The sequence below is a fragment of the Cellvibrio sp. UBA7671 genome (assembly GCA_002483145.1).
Taxonomy (GTDB): Bacteria; Pseudomonadota; Gammaproteobacteria; order Pseudomonadales; family Cellvibrionaceae; genus Cellvibrio; species Cellvibrio fibrivorans.
Genome location: DLHJ01000002.1, coordinates 51896 through 72459, shown reverse-complemented (window position 1 = coordinate 72459; position 20564 = coordinate 51896). Strand labels below are relative to the sequence as shown.

Genomic DNA, 20564 nt, shown 5'->3' with positions numbered 1-20564 from the left:
GCCATCGTTTACGATGGCTGCTTTATCCAACCCGATTCAACAATCCATTCATCGGCATTAATAACTGCCATTGGCCTGCCAATAAAATAACCCTGGGCTTCATCGCAACCCATCTCACTCAGGCGCGCCAGCAGCGCTTCATTTTCTACGCCTTCTGCTACCACCGTTAACCCTAAATTGTGAGCGAGATGGATAGTGGAATTAACGATCAATTCATCTTGCAAATCTTCCAGCATATTGCGCACAAAGGAGTTGTCGATTTTCAGTGTTTGCACCGGCAAACGCTTGAGATAGGCAAGCGATGAATAACCTGTACCGAAATCATCAATCGCCAAATGTACGCCCAACTCATGCAATGCATCCAAATTGCGAAGTGCGCGCGTTGGGTCGGTCATAATGGAACTTTCGGTAATTTCCAATTCAAGTCGCGAGGCAGGTAACTTGTACTTTGCCAATAAGCGCTCAACCAATTTGGGTATATTGTCATCCATTAAATTGCGTGCCGATAAATTCACCGCAATACTTAACGACATGCCCTGATCTTGCCAGCGGCGGCACTGCTCAATCGCTTTTTCCAACACCCATGCCGTGAGCTGGTGAATTAAACTGGTTAATTCGGCGATGGGAATAAAATCCGCAGGAGGAACAAATCCTAATTCAGGATGAATCCACCGAATCAGAGCCTCAAAACCGTAACAACGCTGCTCGTCCAATAACACTTTGGGCTGGTAATAAAGACACAATTGATTTTCGCGAATAGCACGCCCCAACTCACTCACGATTGCGAGGCGTTTGGTTGAGTGAGGGTCATATTCAGGGCTGTAAATCGACAACCCCAGCATTTGCCCTTTGGCATAGTACATAGCGATATCGGCATAACGCATCAATGCATGATGATCTTGCGCTTGCTGCGGTGATATGGCGATACCGATACTCGCTGAAATTTGTGTGGTAAAACCATCTAGATCAAATTCCTGCGCAAGCGCATCGAGTAGACGATGACCAAATACCACTGCTTGATGGGTACTACGAATACGAGGTAAAAACACCGCAAATTCATCGCCACCCAAACGCGCTACGGTGCCTGGCACTTCGGACATTTCGTTGGCCAAGCGTGGGCCGATTAATTGCAATAAATGATCGCCCACGTTGTGCCCGAGCGTATCATTGATTTCTTTAAAACGATCCAGATCAATTAATAAGAGCGCGCTGATTTGGTCTGCGCTGCGCTGCGCAAAACACTCCTCCATATCAGCATAAAGTTTTTCGCGATTGGGCAAGGCAGTGAGAGAGTCATGAAAGGATTGGTAGCGCAACTTATCTTCGTAACGTTTGCGCGCCGTGATATCTTTGGTGGTACCCCATACACGCTTGAGAAAACCATCTTCCACAATACCCGTGCAACAAATCTGGAAATAATAATTTTTACCGCGATGGTCCTGCCGCACTATATCGTGATCGATCATTTCATATTGGTTGTTAACAAAAAAATGAATATCAAACACATAGTTTGTCGAACCGCTTTCCATCAATCCCATGCCCAAAATATCGTCCAATGAATTGGCACCGAGCATATTTAACAAGACTTTGTTCGCTTCAACCAAGCGGGCACTCTGGGCAATTTTTTTTACTTGTGCCTCCAACTCCAGATTAACCGCAACCGGTGGTTGCATGTCGTAACACCAGATTGCCTCTGAGCTATTGGTGATAAACGCTTTGTAACTGGCTTCGCTTTCCTGCAGGGCATCGCGTGCACTTTTTTCGCGCGATAAATCCTGCAACTGTACCAGCACGCGTTCTGTATTACCCTGCCGGTCGCGGATGGGTAAAAAACTTGCGCGGAAATATAAATTTTTATCGCTGATAAAACGACTGCGATGAATATTGCCCAACGAGTAATTCATCTCCAACGTTCGTATTGCTCCGTCAAAATACACAGCGCGAATCGCGGCATAAAGATCAGGGTCAGAACAGACACGCTTATCGCGCAAAATAGAATAAAAACCAGCGGCACTTTCCGCTTGGCGATGCGATAAATGAAACAACCGCTCCATGGCCTGATTCATATGCAAAACAATTCCATGTTTATCAGTGATCACACTGGGGATTGGGCTCTCGGCAAATAGCCCAGACAAAAACTGCAATGCATATTCATCGCTCGGGCTTGCCAGCCAGTGATGGGCACTGATTACCATTCCCTCAAAACGACGCCCCACTACATCTGACCCCGATTGTAATCGCCCCACAAAACGCACACGTGGCTCGCCGGCGATGCCAACCAAACGCACATCGCATGAACGCAACCGCTGGGTGTCCTGATCCTGGGGATCGGCATTAAAGGATTGGAGAAAAAGGTATTTATCGGCTTTGGGTAAGAGCGATAATAAATCGGAAAGCTGCGCTAACTCCGGGGCAGATTCAGTCAATGATTCAATGAGTTCAGGGGAGATATGTAGATCCCCGCTAATAACATCCATGTTCCAAGACGCAATGCTGGACGCATCCAACGCGTTTTCGATGGCGAGATCAGCTGGCAATGGGCTTGCCGGGTCACTCGGTGAACTGGAATGCTGCATAGTCAATAAAATCGCCCTATACCCAATTAAGATTCGTCAAATCCAAAGTGTAGACAAGAATTTTTTGAACGCGTCTTAATCAGGCATTAGTTCGCAGTTATTATTATTTATGCAGATTTGTGCGCCATCCAATCTTAATGCAGCGCCAAGCAATCGCCCCACCAGAAACCAGGGAAAAGTATCAGCGAATAACTGTCAATAATGCGGCGGCCGGTCATTGGTAATATCAGTTTCACCAGCCTGTGCCGGGTCGCGCGCTAATTCATCCAGCCGCTGCGCCAGCAGGCGTATTTGCTGTTTCAATTGCACTAGCTCGGCATCTTGTTTAGTGATCACATCATTCAATTGTGCAAGCGTATCTTCCTGATAAGCCACGCGGGTTTGCACATCAATTAATTGCTCTTCGATATCAGACATTTTCCAACTCCAGAATGTGATAAGCCGCATCGATCAAACGCACCGCGCGCTCGTCGATCAATAACCCCTGCCCCATGCGATGGGTCACGTAACCAAAACCCAACTCAAAATCCGGATCTGCAAAACCAATACAACCACCTGCGCCTGGGTGACCAAAGGCACGCGCACCGCGACCGTAGCGACAATCTGCGCGGTCATGTTGCGATAACATAAATCCATGACTAAACCGCAGCGGCAAACCCAGTGTGCGATCATCCTCAAATGTCTGCTGCTGCCAACAGAGTGGCAACACCGATCCATCCAGTAAATGTTGCTGTGCGTTTGCCGGAGCGCTACAAAGAGTGCCATAAATAGTTGCCAAAGCCCGCGCATCCGCGTGTGCACCCGCTGCCGGAATTTGTGCCTGGCGCCATTCGCGTGAATTCGTTGCCGTCATCAAACTGATGGGATTGGAAAACGCGCGATTGGTGACGCCGCGAGGATCAGCTTTCATCAATTTTCCTAACGCGATGCTATCAGCACCCGTCGAGCTGGCCGCTCCCCCCAAAGGGCGTTTAAGCGGGCCGGTGTCGGCAATCGCATCCAGCAAATAATCTGGCACACCGAAGTGACAATTTACTTGCAAAGGCTGGGCTATGCGCGCTTGAAAATAATCATTGAAACTTGCATAGCCGCTAGCGCGCCTGACCAGCTCACCCAAAATCCAACCAAACATAAACGGCGAATAACCCTGTGCGGTGTTAGGTTCCCACCAAGGCATCTCAGCAGCAGCGGCTTGGGTCATCAAGTCCCAATTAAAAATTTGTTCGTTGGGAATATGCTGATGAAACGCAGCCAAACCCGCGCGATGACACAACAACTGGCGCAGCGTAATTGCGCCTTTATCGGCATGTACAAACTCCGGCCAGATACTGGCAACCGGTTCATCCAATTGCAATTTGCCCTCGGCCACCAGCTGCAAAATACAGAGTGCAACCAGTCCTTTGCCCGCCGAAAAAATATTGACGAGCGTATCCTCGCTCCACTCAACCTGCTCCAACCCCGCCAGTTTATTGCTGCGTTGCCCAGCCCAAATATTCACCACCAATTTACCGCGATGTACAAGCGCCAAACCGGCACCCTCCTCGCCTTGGGTAAAATTAGCGGCAAAGGCATCAATAAGCGGTTGCCACCGTGGCAACCATTGGCCGTTTATTGTCATAGATCGATCTCTTTAAAACGCATTTTCGGTAAAAAAGTTGCGCGCATTCTACCAGTGCCCGAGGTTAGAATTGGCAGCTTGTTTCCCGTGAGCCGTCATCATGAACAAAGATAAAAACTCCCGCCTCGTCTATTCCACCGAGACTGGCCGTATCAAAGACGAAAAACCTGCAGCAAGTATTCCGCAAGGCGATGGCATAGTGCGCATCCGCCGCGAGACTGCCGGACGCAATGGCAAAGGTGTCACCACCATTACAGGCGTGCCACTCGATGAAGCCAAATTAAAAGACCTCGCCAAAGCCTTGAAAGTCACCTGCGGTGTGGGTGGGTCTTTGAAGGATGGAATAATCGAAATTCAGGGCGACCAGCGAGATAAACTCAAAGCCGAGCTGGAAAAGCGCGGCTTCACCGTGAAATTGGCGGGTGGCTGATCGTGGACGAATTCCCCTTTGATCCCCAACTGCTCAAAGAATTAGTCACCACACCCATGCCCTATGGTAAGTACGCAGGCCATGTGATAGCCGATATTCCCGAACATTATTTGATGTGGATGGGACGCGAAGGCTTCCCCAAAGGCAAACTCGGGCAGCTGCTGGGGTTGATGTATGAAATCCGCCTGAATGGTTTGGAGCCCTTGCTCAAACCACTGAAATAACGCTGGCCTATTTATTGCAAAACCCCTGTCAACGAACCAAAACCGCCGTTTTTCTGACAGAGGGGCATTAGCAAATGAATAACGAGCTTTTTCTACAATTAACTGACACTTCCCTGAAGATTGGTCTGGGTGCTCTTATTGCCGCCGTTACCGCATGGATTGTCCTGCGCAAGGCTAATCAGCAGCCAGCCACCAGCGCGCGCGATAACCGCCGCCTGCAAATTCTGGAGGAGGTTTCCACCCAGGTAGGCACGGTTACCCATATCTTCGCCAAGTATTCGTCGCTGGTCGTAGAATCCATCCAATTTGGTGAGCGCTGGCCGCAGGCACGCCGCGTTGAGCTGGATGCAGTCAATACCGAATTGGTGGCCGAATTTAAAAAACTGGCCGAAGCTGAAGCAAAATTATTGATGTTGGGCGAGAAGAATCTGGAGCGTAGCCTGCGTTTGTACGGTGCCAAAATTGCGGTCTACCGCAAGCAGGTTTACATCGGCCGCAAGGATATTTCACTTGAGCAAATCACCGCCCTGAAAAATACCATCGTGCAAGTCCGTGAACAGTTCTACGATATGCTCAGCCGCAAATACGACCGTTTATTGGCTAGCGCCTAACCGCCAAAAACCAGTCGGCAAAAAATAGACTACGCCCGCTCTTGCGGGCGTAGTTGTTTGCGACTGGTAATTCCCGCCCTGGGATTGTTATCCTACGCGATTGCCCCCCACTTGAATAATCACAGGTTTATTGGCTATGTCTACCAATCCATTCTCTGGTCTTTGGATCGATGTCCGCACTACAGACGAATTTAACGCAGGTCATATTGAAGGTGCAGTGCATATTCCCTACGAAGAGATTGCACTGCGCATTAGCGAGGTGACCGCCGATAAAAATGCCGTAATTCATTTGTACTGCCGCTCAGGAAATCGCTCCGGTATTGCACAACAAACTTTACGCGCAATGGGATTTAATCATGCTGTGAATGAAGGGGCATACGAGGCGCTCTTGCAGCAATGAGTTCAATGCTGAGCCCATCCGCTTACAAATTCTGAGCGGGCCCCTGCTCAACTACCAAGATCAGTCCTCCATATCTACATCGCTAGAATATTCGTCACTTGAATAGTCTTCACTGGAAGAGTCATCTGGCTCTTCCTGAGCTCTCTGCACAAACAGGTCACGATCATTTTGATTAAACACTTGGGTAAACCTTGCCTGCGAAATGTTGCCGTAGTACTGGAAAAGATTCTCCATATAGGGATCCCAATTTGCATGCGGGTTTTGGCAGAAATTATGGTATCGCTGGAAGTACTGCATGTGTGGCTGGGTAACCGCACCATTGTAATTAGGTGCTGCGGGCATACCATTCAGGGGATTCAGGGAATTATGTGTTATATCGGCAGCTTTCCAATTTGCTGGCGCGATCCCGTTAGGGGCTGATATATCCAACTTGGCAGTGATATGACCCCCTGCAGGTCCAGCCTGCGCCGCAGATGTCAGATCGACAAATATCTGTTGTCCACCCACCGCCTTGTGATAATCGGGGCGGGAGTTCGCCAATGGATATTGGGTCGCCCAACCAAGTCCGGGAGCGAGCTGGTTTAGCTGTTCCTCAACACAATACCCCCACATAGCAGCCGTCGGATTAGCCATATAAGCCGCTTGGGTTGGCGTATGTACGTACCCCATTGGGGGGTTGGCTATTCGATTCTGCGCCGTGACTTCAGCTGCAGCTATTTGGCCGTCAAGATTTGCAATTTCATTAAGTTCATTAGGCCCCGGGACATAAGTAGCACTCGGAGATACTACCATCTGAATAGTGTCAGAGGCCGATTGAAGAGGATTTACATACTCCCGGTTAGGTTCACGCGCGGATGCCCCGGGGATAGACTGTTTCTGCGCAATGATTGATGACCGGATTGACGCCTGTACTTTACGCTGTGTCACCTTCAGAGGGCTGGAAGACATCATGCCTTGCAGCTGTAATTGCGCAGTTGAACTGGTACGTTTATCGTCAAATTGCGTTATACCAGCCTGCGGCCCTTGCTGGTTCTGCACATTTTGGATAGGTGTGCGGTCTGCATTACTATATCCCATTATCAAGCCTCGATTACCAAGTGATTCTTGCCATCGGCTTTGAAGCCTACCAGATAAGTCGCCAGTCCAACATAACACCGGGTTTCACTATTAGCGCTGTATAGGCGCGCAGGATTCTGGGACAATGGCTACTTGATTCTTACCCAGCGCAGTACCGAAGCATGAACAGCACCGCCAAACACCTTTTTTCCTACCCAAAACCCAACATCCATAGCCAGGCTAAAACCTACAAGCCAGCCCCCTTTCTGCCGATGAGCCGTGCAGAGATGGACAAATTGGGCTGGGAAACCTGCGACATTATCGTCGTCTGTGGCGATGCCTATGTGGATCACCCGAGTTTTGGCATGGCAGTGATTGGCCGGTTTCTCGAATCCCAAGGGTTTCGCGTGGGGATTATCGCCCAGCCCGACTGGCGCAGCGCCGAGCCATTCAAAGCCCTCGGCAAACCCAACCTGTTTTTTGGCGTAAGCGCGGGCAACATGGACTCCATGATCAACCGCTACACTGCCGACCTTCGCCTGCGCTCGGACGATGCCTATACTCCCGGCGGCCAAGGCGGTAAACGCCCCGACCGCGCAGTAACCGTATACAGCCAGCGCTGCAAAGAAGCCTACAAAGATGTGCCGATTGTGCTAGGTGGAATCGAAGCCAGTTTGCGTCGTATCGCACAGTACGATTACTGGAGCAATGAAGTACGCCGCTCGGTATTGATCGACGCCACTGCGGATATTTTGCTGTACGGCAATGCCGAGCGTGCGATTGCCGAAGTGGCGCATTCACTCGCCGCCGGCAAAAGCATTAAAGAACTCGACAGTATTCGCGGTACCGTGGTTATCAAAAAAGAACCGCCCGCTGGCTGGACGGAAATTGATTCCACACGCATCGATTGGCCGGGTAATATCGATAAATTGCCTAACCCCTATGAGTACCAACATAACGCAAAATCCGTAGTGGATGCTGCGCAAACGGATATCAATAACTCGCAGATTGGCTTGCGCCAACTTGATCCGGAAAAAATGGCGGAGCAAATTGCGACATTGAATCCGGAAGCAGCCGAACAACTCGCTGTTAATCAATTAAATACGCAAGGCTGCCCCGCACAAGGTATTGAAAGCGAAAAAGCATTCGACCCCAATGAACCGCAGCCAATTCGCATTATTCCCATGCCGTTGCAAAACCGCAGTGAAATGATGGATGCGGAAAAAGTGTACGTGCGTCTGCCCTCCTTCGACAAAGTAAGGAATGATCCGATTTTGTATGCGCATGCATCGCGTGTTTTGCATCAAGAAGCAAATCCCTACAACGCGCGCCCGATGATTCAAAAACATGAAAACCGCGAAGTCTGGATTAATCCACCACCAATTCCATTGGAAACCGATGAGCTGGATGGTGTATTTGATTTGCCTTACGCACGCGTGCCGCATCCGGTTTATGGCAAGCAAAAAATTCCCGCCTACGACATGATTAAAACCTCAGTGAATATCATGCGTGGTTGTTTTGGCGGCTGTACTTTTTGTTCGATCACCGAGCACGAAGGCCGTATTATCCAGAGCCGTTCGCAAGAATCGATCCTTAAAGAAATTGAGGATATTCGCGATAAAGTGCCGGGCTTTACCGGCCATATTTCTGATTTGGGTGGCCCTACGGCGAACATGTATCGCCTTACCTGCAAAGATATGCCGACGCTATCCAAATGCCGTCGTTTATCGTGCGTGTATCCGACTATTTGTAAAAATTTAACCACCAGCCACAAACACACCACGAATTTATATCGTGAAGCGCGCAAAATTCGCGGTGTAAATAGAGTATCCGTTGCTTCTGGTTTGCGCTATGACCTCGCGGTGCTCGATCCCGAATACGTAAAAGAACTAGTGACCCACCACGTGGGCGGTTATTTGAAAATTGCACCAGAGCACACCGAAGAAGGTGTGCTCTCGCAAATGATGAAACCGAAAATGAGTAGCTACTACGAATTCAAACGCATGTTTGATAAATTTTCAAAAGAAGCGGGTAAGGAACAATTTTTAATTCCCTATTTTATCGCAGCGCACCCGGGCACGCGCGATGAAGATATGCTCAACCTTGCGCTCTGGTTAAAGAAAAATAATTTTGAAGTAGACCAAGTGCAAACCTTTTATCCATCGCCCATGTCATTGGCGACAGCGATGTATGTGAGCGAGCGCAATCCACTGAAAAAATTAACCTACAAGAGCGGGAAGATTAATATTCCGCGCGGCATAGAACAACGTCGCCTACAAAAAGCGTTGCTGCGTTATCACGACCCCGCCAACTGGCCGATGATCCGTGAAGCACTGCGCGCCATGCGTAAGCCACACTTGATCGGTAGTAGTGCCTCAGCATTGATCCCGGATGAACAGGCGGATGCACGCAACACTGGTCGCGGCCACAGCCCGAACGCACGTGTGCAAGGAAAACCAGCGGGCAAGCCCGCTACAGGTAAATTCACGGGCAAGACGAACAACCACCAAGCTACTGCCAAAAGCGCAAGCAAACCTGCAGCAAAAGCTTTTGGCGATAAATTTGAAAGCGCCAAAAAATTCAATGCCCAAACCACCGCACCTAAAGGCGCTGGCGCACCGGTAAAAAAGGAATTCACAGGCGCTAAGGCGGGCAAGCTACAGCTCATTAACAAGCGCCCTTCCGGACAAAACCCGCGGCATAAACCTGGTGCACCCAAGAAATAATACTCGACCTGCTTTGCACAAATGGATTTGTGCAAACTAGCCAGTTTCTATTCAGCAAATTCCGCTAAAATAGCCGCTCGCACAACCTCCCTGATTGCCAATACAAATCTGATTTATTTATAAAAATGCAAATCCCCGGCTACACACTGATCAAAAAAATCAACAGTGGCGGTATGGCGACTGTTTACCTAGCCACCCAACACAGTGTTGGGCGTACTGTTGCACTTAAAATCATGAAGCCGTCTTTGGATCAAGATCCGGAATTTCACCAACGCTTTCAACGCGAAGCTACTATAATCGGCCAACTCTCACATCCGAATATTATTCCGATTTACGACATAGGTCGGCATGAAAAATTTAATTATATCTCCATGGAGTTTTTACCCAAAGGTTCATTGGATGAAAAAATCACGCAGGGAGTTGCGACTGACACTGCATTAAAAATCACCTTGGGAATTGCTGCTGCATTGGAACATGCTCACAGCAAAGGCTACGTTCATCGCGATATCAAACCAGAAAATATTTTGTTCCGCGAAGATGACTCACCCGTACTCACCGATTTTGGCATAGCACGCACAATTAAATCTAAAGCGAATATGACGCAAGTGGGAGCAGTAATCGGTACGCCCTATTACATGAGCCCGGAACAAGCAAAGGGCGAGACCAGCGATGGGCGATCGGATTTATACAGCCTTGGTGTAGTGCTCTATGAAATGCTTACCGGCAAGCGTCCGTTTCAAGCAGATAGTTCGCTCGCATTGGGAATAAAACATATTCATGAGCAAGCCCCCAAGCTTCCACTGAATGTATTTGCACTGCAATCGATAATGGACAAACTGCTCGCCAAAAAACCGGAGCAGCGCTTCCAAACAGCGCGCGAGCTGATTGATATACTCGAACCTATTGCCAGCAACAAATCGCTGATGATGGTTGGCGGTGGGACTGTGAAATCTGTTCAATTAGTCAAGACATTAGGCAGTCTCATAGCACAAGACCTACGATTTTTTGCAAATAGATCTGCCGCGTTTTTTAATGCGACAGCGGGGAAACTTTCCACATCCCCAGCAGAGCCAACTATCATCACCAGCTCGCAGTTAGAGCAGACACTTGTCGCGGCACCTGGTTATATGGCTGGTCCAACATCAAGCATATTTAACGATAGCCGCAACAAACTGCGCTGGGTTTATGGTTCGCTAGGTTTACTTGTACTATTGGCGATAGGTTTTATGTTTGTTGATGAACAACCCAGTACCAGCACACGTGAACAATGGGCACAGCTGTCTGCAAACGGGAGTGATGAGACAACAAACGCCCACCAAAATGTGAGCGACAATTTATTGCCGCTAACTATTAATCCTATACCCGCTGAAGCGCGGGTTCGCATACTCAATATCAAAGATAAATATTCAACCGGTATGCCACTCGCCCCCGCTGCTTACCATATAGAAATCAGCCACCCGGGTTATGCAACCAAGACCAAATGGATAAGGCTTAATGCACGTAACCAAACCTGGGACATTGCGCTACAAAAATCAGCACAAATTGCCAACCCAAACCAACTGCCATTACCAGAAATGGTAGAGGTTTATAGCGATTCATTTTTAATGGGCGATGCCAATAGCAGCACTGCTAATACGGTAGTGCTGGAAAATAATTACTTAGTCAGTCGCTACGAAATTACATTTAATGAATACGATTTTTTTGCGCTAGCAACCAATCGCGCATTACCTGACGATATGGGCTGGGGCCGCGGTGAGCGCCCGGTCATTAATGTCAGCTGGGATGATGCCATCGCCTACGCCAATTGGCTTAGCAAAACTACCGGTAAAAATTATCGCCTACCAACAGCAGCCGAATGGGAATATGCCGCGCGTGGAAACACGACCAGCAGTTACTGGTGGGGTAACAATGAAAATGACGCACATGAGCGGGCGAATTGTCGCCGTGGCTGCAAATCATTCTGGGCAAGCTTCTTTAACAATAAAACGCAGCCGGTAGGCAGTTTTCCGCCCAATGATTTTGGCATCCACGATACCGCTGGCAATGTCGCCGAATGGGTAAATGATTGCGCTGATAAAACTCCCGCATCAGCCTGTATAAAACGCAGAGTGCGTGGCGGATCATTTGCCAGTAAAGTTGAAGCCATTACGGCTTATTCGCAAGTGGCAATTACTGCAAGCAAATCGCGCAAGTCCATTGGCTTGCGCTTGGTACAAGAAACCCCGGCACAACAAATAGAGAATGAAATCAAAAACGAAAACAGACCGCGAAGACGCAATATTTTTCGTGAGATTTCCGATAGCATTTTCAAGCGGGAAAATTAATCTTCAATTAACTCCCATAAAAAAACCGCTGACTCTCATCAGCGGTTTTTTTATTCAAAATTTTATTTTGGATTAATTACCATAGCTCATCAAGCGCTGATAACGGCGTTCAAGTAATGCATCAACTGGTTCTTTGCTCAAACGATCAACCTGCGCCACTAAACGTTCCTGCAGTTTTTTCGCCATATCGTCCACATTGCGATGGGCGCCGCCCAGAGGCTCGGGAATGGTTTCATCAACAATGCCCAAGTCTTGCAAAATTTTTGAGGTAACACCCATTGCTTGCGCTGCTTCTGGTGCTTTAGCAACGGTTTTCCAAATGATATTGGCGCAACCTTCAGGGGAGATAACGAAATAGGTGGAATACTGCAGCATGTTGAGCTGGTCACCTACACCGATCGCCAAGGCGCCGCCAGAAGAACCTTCACCGATTACTGTACAGACAATCGGGGTGCGCAGACGCGACATAACTGCTAGGTTTTGTGCGATAGATTCAGAAATACCACGCTCTTCCGAGTCGATACCAGGATAGGCACCGGGAGTATCAATCAGGGTCAATACCGGGAGCTTGAAACGCTCAGCCATTTCCATCAAGCGCAAAGCCTTACGGTAGCCTTCTGGACGCGGCATACCGAAGTTGCGCATAACTTTTTCACTGACAGTACGGCCTTTTTCTTCGCCAATTACCATCACCGGTTTGCCGTCCAGACGTGCTACGCCACCAATAATAGCTGCGTCATCACCAAAGTGACGGTCACCATGCAACTCGTCAAACTCGGTAAACACACGGGAAATATAATCAGAGGTATACGGGCGGTGCGGGTGACGGGCGACTTTTACGATATCCCAAGCGGTCAGCTTGGAATAGATTGTCTCAGTCAACTTGGTACTCTTTTCACGCAACTTGGCGATTTCATCGGCGATGTTCACATCGGAACTGTTGCCCACTAGTTGTAATTCTTCAATCTTGCCTTCGAGTTCGGCGATGGGCTGTTCAAAATCCAGATAATTCAGATTCATAGCGAGCTCTTGATCCGGGTAGCAAACTACCATTTTGACTTATAGGGTGAGTGCTGCAGCCTGCTACTGATGGCTTTTTAGTCAGTCTAACAGGCAGCACAATTGGGGCGCTACCTTACGCGAAATGGGCGATTTAGTCGATCTTTTCCAGCGAAAATGAAGGGAGTGCCTGGACCTTAAACCGGACTGAAAAGATGTGGCGTCAGGATTTGCCCCACTGAGGAACAAACCCCTAAGCAGTAGACGCTATTACATAACTTGTACCAGAGAAAATAATGGGCGCTCACGGCCCGGTGAGAAGTAGCTCCCACTGTGTTGTTTTAAGGCCTGCAAGATATGCCGGCGATTGATCAACCCCACCAGCTTGCCGTGCTCAGTGACAGGATAATTTTTAGGTTTGTTACCGAGCATGATTTCCGCGATCTCCAGAATACTGGTATCCGGAGTAACACTCAGCACATCACACCGCATAATGCTGGTGACCAGAGCTGAATCCTCAGCGTAGAAAGCGCTGTTTAACATTTCTTTAATGCAATCTTGTTCCGACACAAAACCCACCACTGCCATGCTCGCATCCACCACTGGTGCGCCAGTAATATTCCATTTGAGTAAATGCTCCACCACCTCGCGCACGCTGGCATCCGCCTTAATCGCCTGCACATTGGCTTGCATATAATCTTTAACAAGAATTGATGACATGTTACTGCCCTCCATCATTCAGTTTTTTAGACCTTTCAATTAGAGTTTAGATGGATATGATGGAAGCAAGAGACTGAAAAAATCTTTAGCAGCTGATTTTTTAGAACAGGTTTATCTAAACAAATCTATAGCATTAAAAAAGAAAAAGACTGCAGCACAGCCTTTCCGTGACGTTGAAGGGCGATAATAAAAGTAGATTTAATAAACCAAACGCACTTTTCCGCTGCCATAGCTATCGCGCAAGCGCTGTAATAATTCGTCTTCCGGACGCACATTCCACTGGCTGCCAAAACGCAATTGTGCACGCGCATCGCTCCGCAAATAATCAACGACAATCGCGCAACGAGCTTCTTGCTGAGGGGACTGGCGATAGGGATCCAGCATCTCACCCAACTCGCGTGAAAAGCTGGCGGGCAGTGCACCGGATTCCAACTCCAGCCAAAGTTCCCGTACTTTTTCCTGACGCACATCAGCAAGCAAGCGCAGATTATCGGCACTCATTTTTAACATACCACTGAAGTCGTCATACCTGACTTGCCCACTAATCACGAGCAACCCATCTTTTGATAACACATCGCGCGAGTTATTAAACGTCTCGGCAAAAAGGGTAACGTCCATGCGCCCGGTGCGATCATCAATCGTCAGGATTGCCATGTTATCGCCGCGCTTGGTTTTCACGATACGCTGGGAGATGACCAAACCGGAAATAGTCTGTGTGCTTTTCTCAGGTTTTAAATTGGCGATACGCGAACTAACCAGATGAGTGAGTTCACTTTCGTATTCATCAATTGGATGGCCGGTGAGATACAAACCGAGAGTTTCTTTTTCTGCATTCAAGCGCTCCTTCATAGTCCAGGTGCGCACACGGCGGAAATCACTGTACACATCGCGGTTGGATTCGTCATTGGCAATCACCGCACCGAACAAATCCATCATACCTGCATTGGTATTGGCCATGGCTTGCTCAGCGGTTTTAACGGCTTCACCCATAGCGGCAAACATCACTGCGCGGTCATGGTCGATATTATGTTGCGGTGTATTGCTGGTCGGGCCGAGATTATCGGCAGCACCGGAGCGGATAATCGCTTCCATCGCACGCTTGTTTACTTTGCGCGGATCAACACGCGCGCAGAAATCAAATAGATCTTTAAAAGGGCCACCTTCATTGCGCGCCGCAATAATCGATTCAACCGGGCCTTCACCCAACCCTTTAATGGCCCCCAAGCCATAAATAATTCTACTCGCGTCATCCACTGTAAAATGAAACTCGCCAGAGTTCACATCCGGCGGTAATAATTTCAATTTCATGGTGCGGCATTCTTCGATAAAGGTAACCACCTTATCGGTCTTATCCATATCCGACGACATAGTCGCCGCCATAAAATGCGCTGGGTAATGCGCTTTCAACCACGCGGTTTGGTAAGAGACAATCGCATAGGCTGCAGAGTGGGACTTGTTAAAACCATAGCCCGCAAATTTTTCTACCAAGTCAAAAATTTTAATCGCCAGCTCAGGATCAACGCCCTGACTTTTTGCGCCGTTTTCAAAAACCTCACGCTGCTTGGCCATCTCTTCCGGTTTTTTCTTACCCATCGCACGACGCAACATGTCGGCACCACCGAGTGTATAACCAGCAAGCACCTGGGCAATCTGCATGACTTGTTCTTGATAAACAATAACGCCATAAGTCGGCTCAAGTACCGGCTTTAAACTTTGGTGCTGAAATTTTGCATCGGGATACGCGACTTGCGCGCGCCCGTGTTTACGGTTGATAAAGTCATCCACCATGCCCGATTCCAATGGGCCGGGACGAAACAACGCCACCAATGCAATAAGATCTTCAATATTGTCTGGCTGTAACCGCTTGATCAGGTCTTTCATACCACGCGATTCCAACTGGAATACGGCGGTGGTTTCAGCGCGTTTTAATAAGCCAAATGTTTTGGGATCATCAAGTGGAATTGCACTTATATCAAGCGGAGCTTCGCCTTTTTTAACGCGCTGCTTATCGATCATAATGCGTGCCCAATCGATAATCGTGAGCGTGCGCAAACCGAGGAAGTCAAACTTCACCAAGCCCGCCTCTTCCACATCACCCTTATCAAATTGGGTAACCAAACCTCCGCCAGTTTCATCGCAATAAAGCGGCGAAAAATCCGTAAGCTTGGTGGGAGCAATAACGACACCGCCGGCGTGCTTACCGACGTTACGCGTCAACCCCTCAAGCTGCACCGCCATCTCCCAAATTTCACCGGCATCGCTATCCTGCTCGATAAATTCTTTAAGTTGCGGCTCTTCTTCAAGCGCTTGCGCAAGTGTCATACCCGGAGTGGGGGGAATCATCTTGGAAAGTTTATCGGCGAGACCGTAAGATTTTCCCTGCACCCGCGCCACATCGCGCACTACCGCTTTTGCAGCCATGGTACCGAAGGTAATGATTTGACTTACAGCATCGCGGCCGTAATTATCGGCAACGTAAGAAATAACCTTGTCGCGGTTGTCCATGCAAAAATCGATATCAAAGTCCGGCATGGAGACCCGCTCAGGGTTTAGAAAGCGCTCGAACAGCAAATCGTATTGCAGCGGATCAAGATCGGTAATTTTTAATGAATAGGCAACGAGCGATCCAGCACCCGAACCACGACCCGGCCCAACGGGAATGTCGTGATCTTTCGCCCATTGGATAAAGTCCATTACAATCAGGAAGTAACCAGGAAATCCCATCTGGTTAATAATATCCAACTCAAAGGTCAAACGGTCTTCGTAGACTTTACGGCGCTCCGCATAATCGGGGGAAGATTTGTCAAGAATACGTTCAAGCCGCTGCTCCAAACCTTCGTGCGAAATTTTCCGGAAAAATTCTGCTTCAGTAAGACCTTCCGGCACCGGATATGCAGGTAAAAAGTATTTACCCATTTGAATTGTAACCGTACAGCGCTTGGCAATTTCGATGGTATTGGTGATGGCTTCGGGGATATCACTAAATAATTCCGTCATCTCTTCCGCAGAGCGTAGGTATTGCTGATCGCTGTAGCGACGCTCCCGTCGGGGGTCATCCAATGCACGACCCTCACTAATACACACACGCGCTTCATGTACTTCAAATTCGCTGGCTTTTAAAAAGCGTACATCATTGGTTGCAACAACGGGGCAATTCATTTCTGCTGCCAGTGCAACTGCTGCATGCAGGTGATTTTCATCGTTTTCGCGCCCGGTACGCTGTAACTCTAAATAAAAGCGATTGGGAAAATCACGCATCCACCCCTGTAACAACTCACCGGCTTGCGGTGTTCTGCCACCGAGTAACGCCATACCCACATCGCCAAACTTTCCGCCGGACAGTGCAATTACGCCTTCGCTGTACTCACTAATCCATTCGCGCTGCAAGTAGGCAACACCTTGTTGCTGGCCATGACGCCACGCGCGCGAAATTAATTCGATAATATTTTTATACCCGCGATCATTCATCGCCAATAAGGTAATGAGTGTTGGCTTACCTTCACTATCGTTACTCGCAATCCAAAAATCACTACCGGCAATGGGCTTGACACCAGCACCTTGTGCAGCCTTATAAAACTTAATAAGGCCATAAAAATTGGTCTGATCGGTAATCGCACAAGCTGGCATATTTAATTCTGCCGTGCGCTTAACGAGCGATTTAATCCGCACCAAACTATCGCTCAGTGAGAACTCAGTATGTAAACGCAGGTGGACAAAATTAGCAGCAGGCATAAGTATTTTCTGAAGGGCGTTAGGGCATTAAAACAATTTCATTTGTTCAATTTTGGCACGCACTGGCGCATAGGAAGTGCGATGAATGGGTGTAATGCCCAATCTATCCAAGGCATCCATATGCACTTTGGTGGGATAACCTTTGTGATCAGCAAAACCATATCCCGGATAAGTTTTATCCAACGCAATCATTTCACGGTCACGGGTTACCTTGGCCAGAATGGAAGCTGCGCTTATCGCGGCAACTCGGCTATCACCTTTCACAACTGCTTCAGCAGGGTAATGCCATTTAGGTAATTTATTGCCATCTACCAGCACATGTTCAGGCTGAATATGTAGTCCTTGAACCGCGCGAGTCATAGCAAGCAAACTAGCTTGTAAAATATTAATGCTATCAATTTCAGCAACAGACGCGCGCGCAATACACCAGCTCTTGGCTTTTTGTTGAATTTCAATAAATAGCTGCTCACGCTTTTTTTCAGTGAGTTTTTTGGAATCATCCAAACCTGCAATAGGATTTTCCGGATCAAGGATAACAGCAGCTGCAACTACATCACCCGCTAGCGGTCCGCGACCTACTTCATCACAACCAGCACCGAGTAGACCTTGATACGCACTGATAAAAGGTTCAAGCACAAAGACACCTGCGTAATTTACTGTTGTTTAATCAAACGAGCCACTGCATCCGCTGCTCGGGCACTCGCGTCACGTTTTAATTCGATATGCATTTGAGCAAAGGTTTGACTTAATGTTTGTGCTTCTTCAGGGTTTTCAAAATAGTTCATCACTGCCGTACTGAGTGTTTCAGGAGTGGCGTTGTTTTGTAACAACTCCGGCACCAACATTTTTTGCGCCAGTAAATTAGGTAATGACACCCAAGGCGTTTTTACTAACCAAGATAAAATCTTGAATGTGAGTGGTGCCATCTTGTAGGCAACCACCATGGGTTTTTTCAACAACAAGGCTTCAAGCGTGACCGTACCTGACGCCAATAAAACCACATCAGCTGCTGCCATAGCCTCATGGGAATGGCCATTAATTAATTCGATAGGAAAATCGACAAACTCATTCAATTCAATATGCAATTGGCGGTAGCGATCCGGACTGGCCGCAGGAATAATAAATTGTAAACTGGGATCTTGTTCTAAACAGTAAACGGCAGTGCGCATAAACACTTCACCCATCCGTTCCACTTCACTCGCGCGGCTTCCAGGCAACAGTGCAACTATGCGACCCTCCTCAGGCAAGCCCAGCAATTTACGTGCGGCAATTTTATCGACGTGCAATGGAATTTCGTCGGCAAGATGATGCCCAACAAATTCCACCGGCACGTGATGCTCCTGATAAAACTTTGCTTCGAAAGGCAAGAGCGTCAACATTAAATCAACTGCACGCGCAATTTTAATAATGCGTTTCTGTCGCCAAGCCCAGACTGAGGGGCTCACATAATGAACGGTTTTAATACCTTTTTCTTTAAGTGATGCTTCAAGAGGAATGGTAAAGTCGGGTGAATCCACGCCGATAAATACAGCGGGAGGATTAGCGATAAAATGCTCGCGTAAAAATTTGCGGATACGCAACAATTCCGGCAGGCGCTTCAAGGGCTCAACTAGCCCCATTACCGCTAAACGGTCCTGTGGGAAATACGAGTGAAAACCCTGCGCTAACATGCGCGGGCCACCGATACCGGAAAATTCTGCTGTGGGAAAGTGGCGACGCAACTCTTGCATCAGTGCTGCGCCAAGAATATCTCCGGATGCCTCTCCGACAACAATACCTATGTGTATGTGATCAGACACTAAGCCTCCGGATTTTTAGCGTGTTTTTCGAGGAGAAAACTGTGCGGGTAATTTTCTAGACAACTCTCTAGATGACGACACAACAAAAAAATATTTAACGAACAATACCGCGCGTTGAACTGTTTAAAGAATCAATCAACACCTGTAATGCTGGGGATTCTGCAGCTAATGGATTCAATTCCGTCAGTGCTTCATCGAGCGTCAAGCCACGTCGATAAATCGTTTTATAAGCCTTGGTTAGCAAATTGATATCGTCTTTGGTAAAGCCGCGCCGACGCAACCCTTCCACATTAATATTTTTTGCTTCAGCAGGGCTGCCATTGACCATCACATAAGCGGGTACATCTTTGCCAATCGCACTGCCCATACCAGAGAAACTGTGCGCACCGATTTTGCAAAACTGGTGAACCAAGGTAAATCCGCTCAGAATTGCCCAATCGCCAATGTGCACATGGCCAGCCAGCGCTGCGTTATTCACCAGAATGCAGTGATTGCCTATCACACTGTCGTGCCCGACATGGACATACGCCATTAACAGATTGTGATCTCCAATCGTAGTCTCCCCCCGGTCCTGCACGGTACCGCGGTGAATAGTTACACCTTCGCGAATCACATTATTATCGCCAATAACTAAACGGGTTGGCTCACCTTTGTACTTCAGGTCAGGAGTATCTTCGCCGACCGATGAAAATTGATAAATACGGTTGTGCTTGCCGATAGTGGTCGGGCCTTTAAGCACAACATGAGAGGCAATCACACTGCCCTCACCTATTTCAACATCAGGGCCAATAACCGTCCAGGGACCGACCTGAACATCAGCCGCCAGTTTGGCACTAGGATGAATAATTGCAGATGAATCTATCAAAATATCTTCTCGCTAATATCAGGCTAACGCGAATTAAATTTTGCGATCTGCACAAAGAATAGTGGCAGATGCTGCCAATACGCCGTCAACACTGGCTTTACACTCAAATTTCCAGATACCGCGCTTTTCCGAAATAACCCGCGATTCCAGTTGCAAGCGGTCACCAGGAATTACCTGCCGCTTAAAACGCACATCATCCACACCTGCAAACAAATAGATCGATCCATCCTGCGGTTTTTTATTCATGGTTTTAAAGCCAAGGATACCTGATGCCTGCGCCATAGCTTCAATAATCATAACACCCGGAAATACAGGGCTTTGCGGAAAGTGACCATTAAAGACTTCTTCGTTAACAGTAATATTTTTGTACGCGATAATTGACTCACCTTCAATCAATTCCACCACGCGATCCACCAACAAAAAGGGATAACGGTGTGGTAGGTATTCGCGAATTTCGTTAACGTCCATCATGGTACAAACCCCA

Annotated in this window: 17 protein-coding genes; 6 read left to right on the top strand and 11 right to left on the bottom strand. The window is 48.1% G+C overall.

The features are described 5' to 3' along the window. Positions 1–8: 8 nt before the first annotated feature. The 3 genes from B4E62_RS00855 to B4E62_RS00845 form a co-directional block, all read right to left on the bottom strand. Positions 9–2576 (bottom strand): sensor domain-containing protein, encoded by a 2568-nt coding sequence (locus tag B4E62_RS00855; protein WP_331350701.1) that lies wholly within the window; start codon positions 2574–2576, stop codon positions 9–11. Positions 2577–2771: 195 nt separating this feature from the next. Beyond that, positions 2772–2993: a SlyX family protein gene (locus B4E62_RS00850; RefSeq protein ID WP_310071695.1), complete on the bottom strand. Its 222-nt coding sequence runs from the start codon at positions 2991–2993 to the stop codon at positions 2772–2774. Continuing rightward, complete coding sequence (locus B4E62_RS00845; RefSeq protein ID WP_331350700.1) at positions 2986–4194, bottom strand: serine hydrolase domain-containing protein; 1209 nt, start codon at positions 4192–4194, stop codon at positions 2986–2988. Before B4E62_RS00845 ends, B4E62_RS00850 begins: the two co-directional genes overlap by 8 nt. Before the next feature lie 100 nt (positions 4195–4294). Between B4E62_RS00845 and yciH the strand changes: the two genes are divergently transcribed. The 4 genes from yciH to B4E62_RS00825 all read left to right on the top strand — a co-directional run bounded on the left by yciH (position 4295) and on the right by B4E62_RS00825 (position 5859). Further along, positions 4295–4624: a stress response translation initiation inhibitor YciH gene (yciH, locus tag B4E62_RS00840; RefSeq protein WP_331350699.1), complete on the top strand. Its 330-nt coding sequence runs from the start codon at positions 4295–4297 to the stop codon at positions 4622–4624. A gap of 2 nt (positions 4625–4626) precedes the next feature. Beyond that, a complete protein-coding gene (locus B4E62_RS00835; protein ID WP_331350698.1) occupies positions 4627–4848 on the top strand; it encodes a DUF3820 family protein in 222 nt (73 codons plus the stop codon). Between the two features lie 74 nt (positions 4849–4922). Continuing rightward, positions 4923–5459 (top strand): energy transducer TonB, encoded by a 537-nt coding sequence (locus B4E62_RS00830; protein WP_310071686.1) that lies wholly within the window; start codon positions 4923–4925, stop codon positions 5457–5459. Between the two features lie 136 nt (positions 5460–5595). Further along, positions 5596–5859, top strand: a complete 264-nt coding sequence (locus B4E62_RS00825) for a rhodanese-like domain-containing protein (RefSeq protein WP_310071683.1) — start codon at positions 5596–5598, stop codon at positions 5857–5859. Positions 5860–5919: 60 nt separating this feature from the next. Here the strand turns inward: B4E62_RS00825 and B4E62_RS00820 are convergent, their stop codons facing one another. Continuing rightward, positions 5920–6936, bottom strand: a complete 1017-nt coding sequence (locus tag B4E62_RS00820) for a hypothetical protein (RefSeq protein ID WP_331350697.1) — start codon at positions 6934–6936, stop codon at positions 5920–5922. A 161-nt stretch (positions 6937–7097) separates the two neighbouring features. Here B4E62_RS00820 and B4E62_RS00815 point away from each other — a divergent pair, with 161 nt between their 5' ends. Next, complete coding sequence (locus B4E62_RS00815; protein WP_331350696.1) at positions 7098–9641, top strand: YgiQ family radical SAM protein; 2544 nt, start codon at positions 7098–7100, stop codon at positions 9639–9641. A gap of 125 nt (positions 9642–9766) precedes the next feature. Then, positions 9767–11965 carry a bifunctional serine/threonine-protein kinase/formylglycine-generating enzyme family protein gene (locus tag B4E62_RS00810; RefSeq protein WP_331350695.1) on the top strand — a complete coding sequence of 733 codons (2199 nt, stop codon included), beginning with the start codon at positions 9767–9769 and terminating at the stop codon, positions 11963–11965. Positions 11966–12037: 72 nt separating this feature from the next. Here the strand turns inward: B4E62_RS00810 and B4E62_RS00805 are convergent, their stop codons facing one another. From B4E62_RS00805 to fabZ, 7 genes are all read right to left on the bottom strand, one after another. Further along, the gene (locus B4E62_RS00805) at positions 12038–12985 is read right to left on the bottom strand and encodes an acetyl-CoA carboxylase carboxyltransferase subunit alpha (RefSeq protein ID WP_310071675.1); all 948 of its coding nucleotides are present in this window, start codon (positions 12983–12985) and stop codon (positions 12038–12040) included. 249 nt (positions 12986–13234) lie between these two features. Continuing rightward, positions 13235–13684: a CBS domain-containing protein gene (locus B4E62_RS00800; protein WP_331350694.1), complete on the bottom strand. Its 450-nt coding sequence runs from the start codon at positions 13682–13684 to the stop codon at positions 13235–13237. A 198-nt stretch (positions 13685–13882) separates the two neighbouring features. After that, positions 13883–17416 (bottom strand): DNA polymerase III subunit alpha, encoded by a 3534-nt coding sequence (dnaE, locus tag B4E62_RS00795; RefSeq protein WP_331350693.1) that lies wholly within the window; start codon positions 17414–17416, stop codon positions 13883–13885. 27 nt (positions 17417–17443) lie between these two features. Beyond that, complete coding sequence (rnhB, locus tag B4E62_RS00790; RefSeq protein WP_310071668.1) at positions 17444–18052, bottom strand: ribonuclease HII; 609 nt, start codon at positions 18050–18052, stop codon at positions 17444–17446. Positions 18053–18069: 17 nt separating this feature from the next. After that, positions 18070–19215, bottom strand: coding sequence for a lipid-A-disaccharide synthase (lpxB, locus tag B4E62_RS00785; RefSeq protein WP_310071666.1), 1146 nt, complete (start codon positions 19213–19215; stop codon positions 18070–18072). A 94-nt stretch (positions 19216–19309) separates the two neighbouring features. Then, positions 19310–20080 (bottom strand): acyl-ACP--UDP-N-acetylglucosamine O-acyltransferase, encoded by a 771-nt coding sequence (gene lpxA / locus B4E62_RS00780; RefSeq protein ID WP_310071663.1) that lies wholly within the window; start codon positions 20078–20080, stop codon positions 19310–19312. Positions 20081–20113: 33 nt separating this feature from the next. Beyond that, positions 20114–20551 (bottom strand): 3-hydroxyacyl-ACP dehydratase FabZ, encoded by a 438-nt coding sequence (gene fabZ / locus B4E62_RS00775; RefSeq protein ID WP_310071660.1) that lies wholly within the window; start codon positions 20549–20551, stop codon positions 20114–20116. Between the last annotated feature and the right edge of the window lie 13 nt (positions 20552–20564).

Coding starts and splice junctions, on each gene's coding strand:
- B4E62_RS00855 (WP_331350701.1), bottom strand. CDS start 2,576: ATGCAGCATTCCAGTTCACCGAGTGACCCGGCAAGCCCATTGCCAGCT.
- B4E62_RS00850 (WP_310071695.1), bottom strand. CDS start 2,993: ATGTCTGATATCGAAGAGCAATTAATTGATGTGCAAACCCGCGTGGCT.
- B4E62_RS00845 (WP_331350700.1), bottom strand. CDS start 4,194: ATGACAATAAACGGCCAATGGTTGCCACGGTGGCAACCGCTTATTGAT.
- yciH (WP_331350699.1), top strand. CDS start 4,295: ATGAACAAAGATAAAAACTCCCGCCTCGTCTATTCCACCGAGACTGGC.
- B4E62_RS00830 (WP_310071686.1), top strand. CDS start 4,923: ATGAATAACGAGCTTTTTCTACAATTAACTGACACTTCCCTGAAGATT.
- B4E62_RS00825 (WP_310071683.1), top strand. CDS start 5,596: ATGTCTACCAATCCATTCTCTGGTCTTTGGATCGATGTCCGCACTACA.
- B4E62_RS00820 (WP_331350697.1), bottom strand. CDS start 6,936: ATGGGATATAGTAATGCAGACCGCACACCTATCCAAAATGTGCAGAAC.
- B4E62_RS00815 (WP_331350696.1), top strand. CDS start 7,098: ATGAACAGCACCGCCAAACACCTTTTTTCCTACCCAAAACCCAACATC.
- B4E62_RS00810 (WP_331350695.1), top strand. CDS start 9,767: ATGCAAATCCCCGGCTACACACTGATCAAAAAAATCAACAGTGGCGGT.
- B4E62_RS00805 (WP_310071675.1), bottom strand. CDS start 12,985: ATGAATCTGAATTATCTGGATTTTGAACAGCCCATCGCCGAACTCGAA.
- B4E62_RS00800 (WP_331350694.1), bottom strand. CDS start 13,684: ATGTCATCAATTCTTGTTAAAGATTATATGCAAGCCAATGTGCAGGCG.
- dnaE (WP_331350693.1), bottom strand. CDS start 17,416: ATGCCTGCTGCTAATTTTGTCCACCTGCGTTTACATACTGAGTTCTCA.
- fabZ (WP_310071660.1), bottom strand. CDS start 20,551: ATGATGGACGTTAACGAAATTCGCGAATACCTACCACACCGTTATCCC.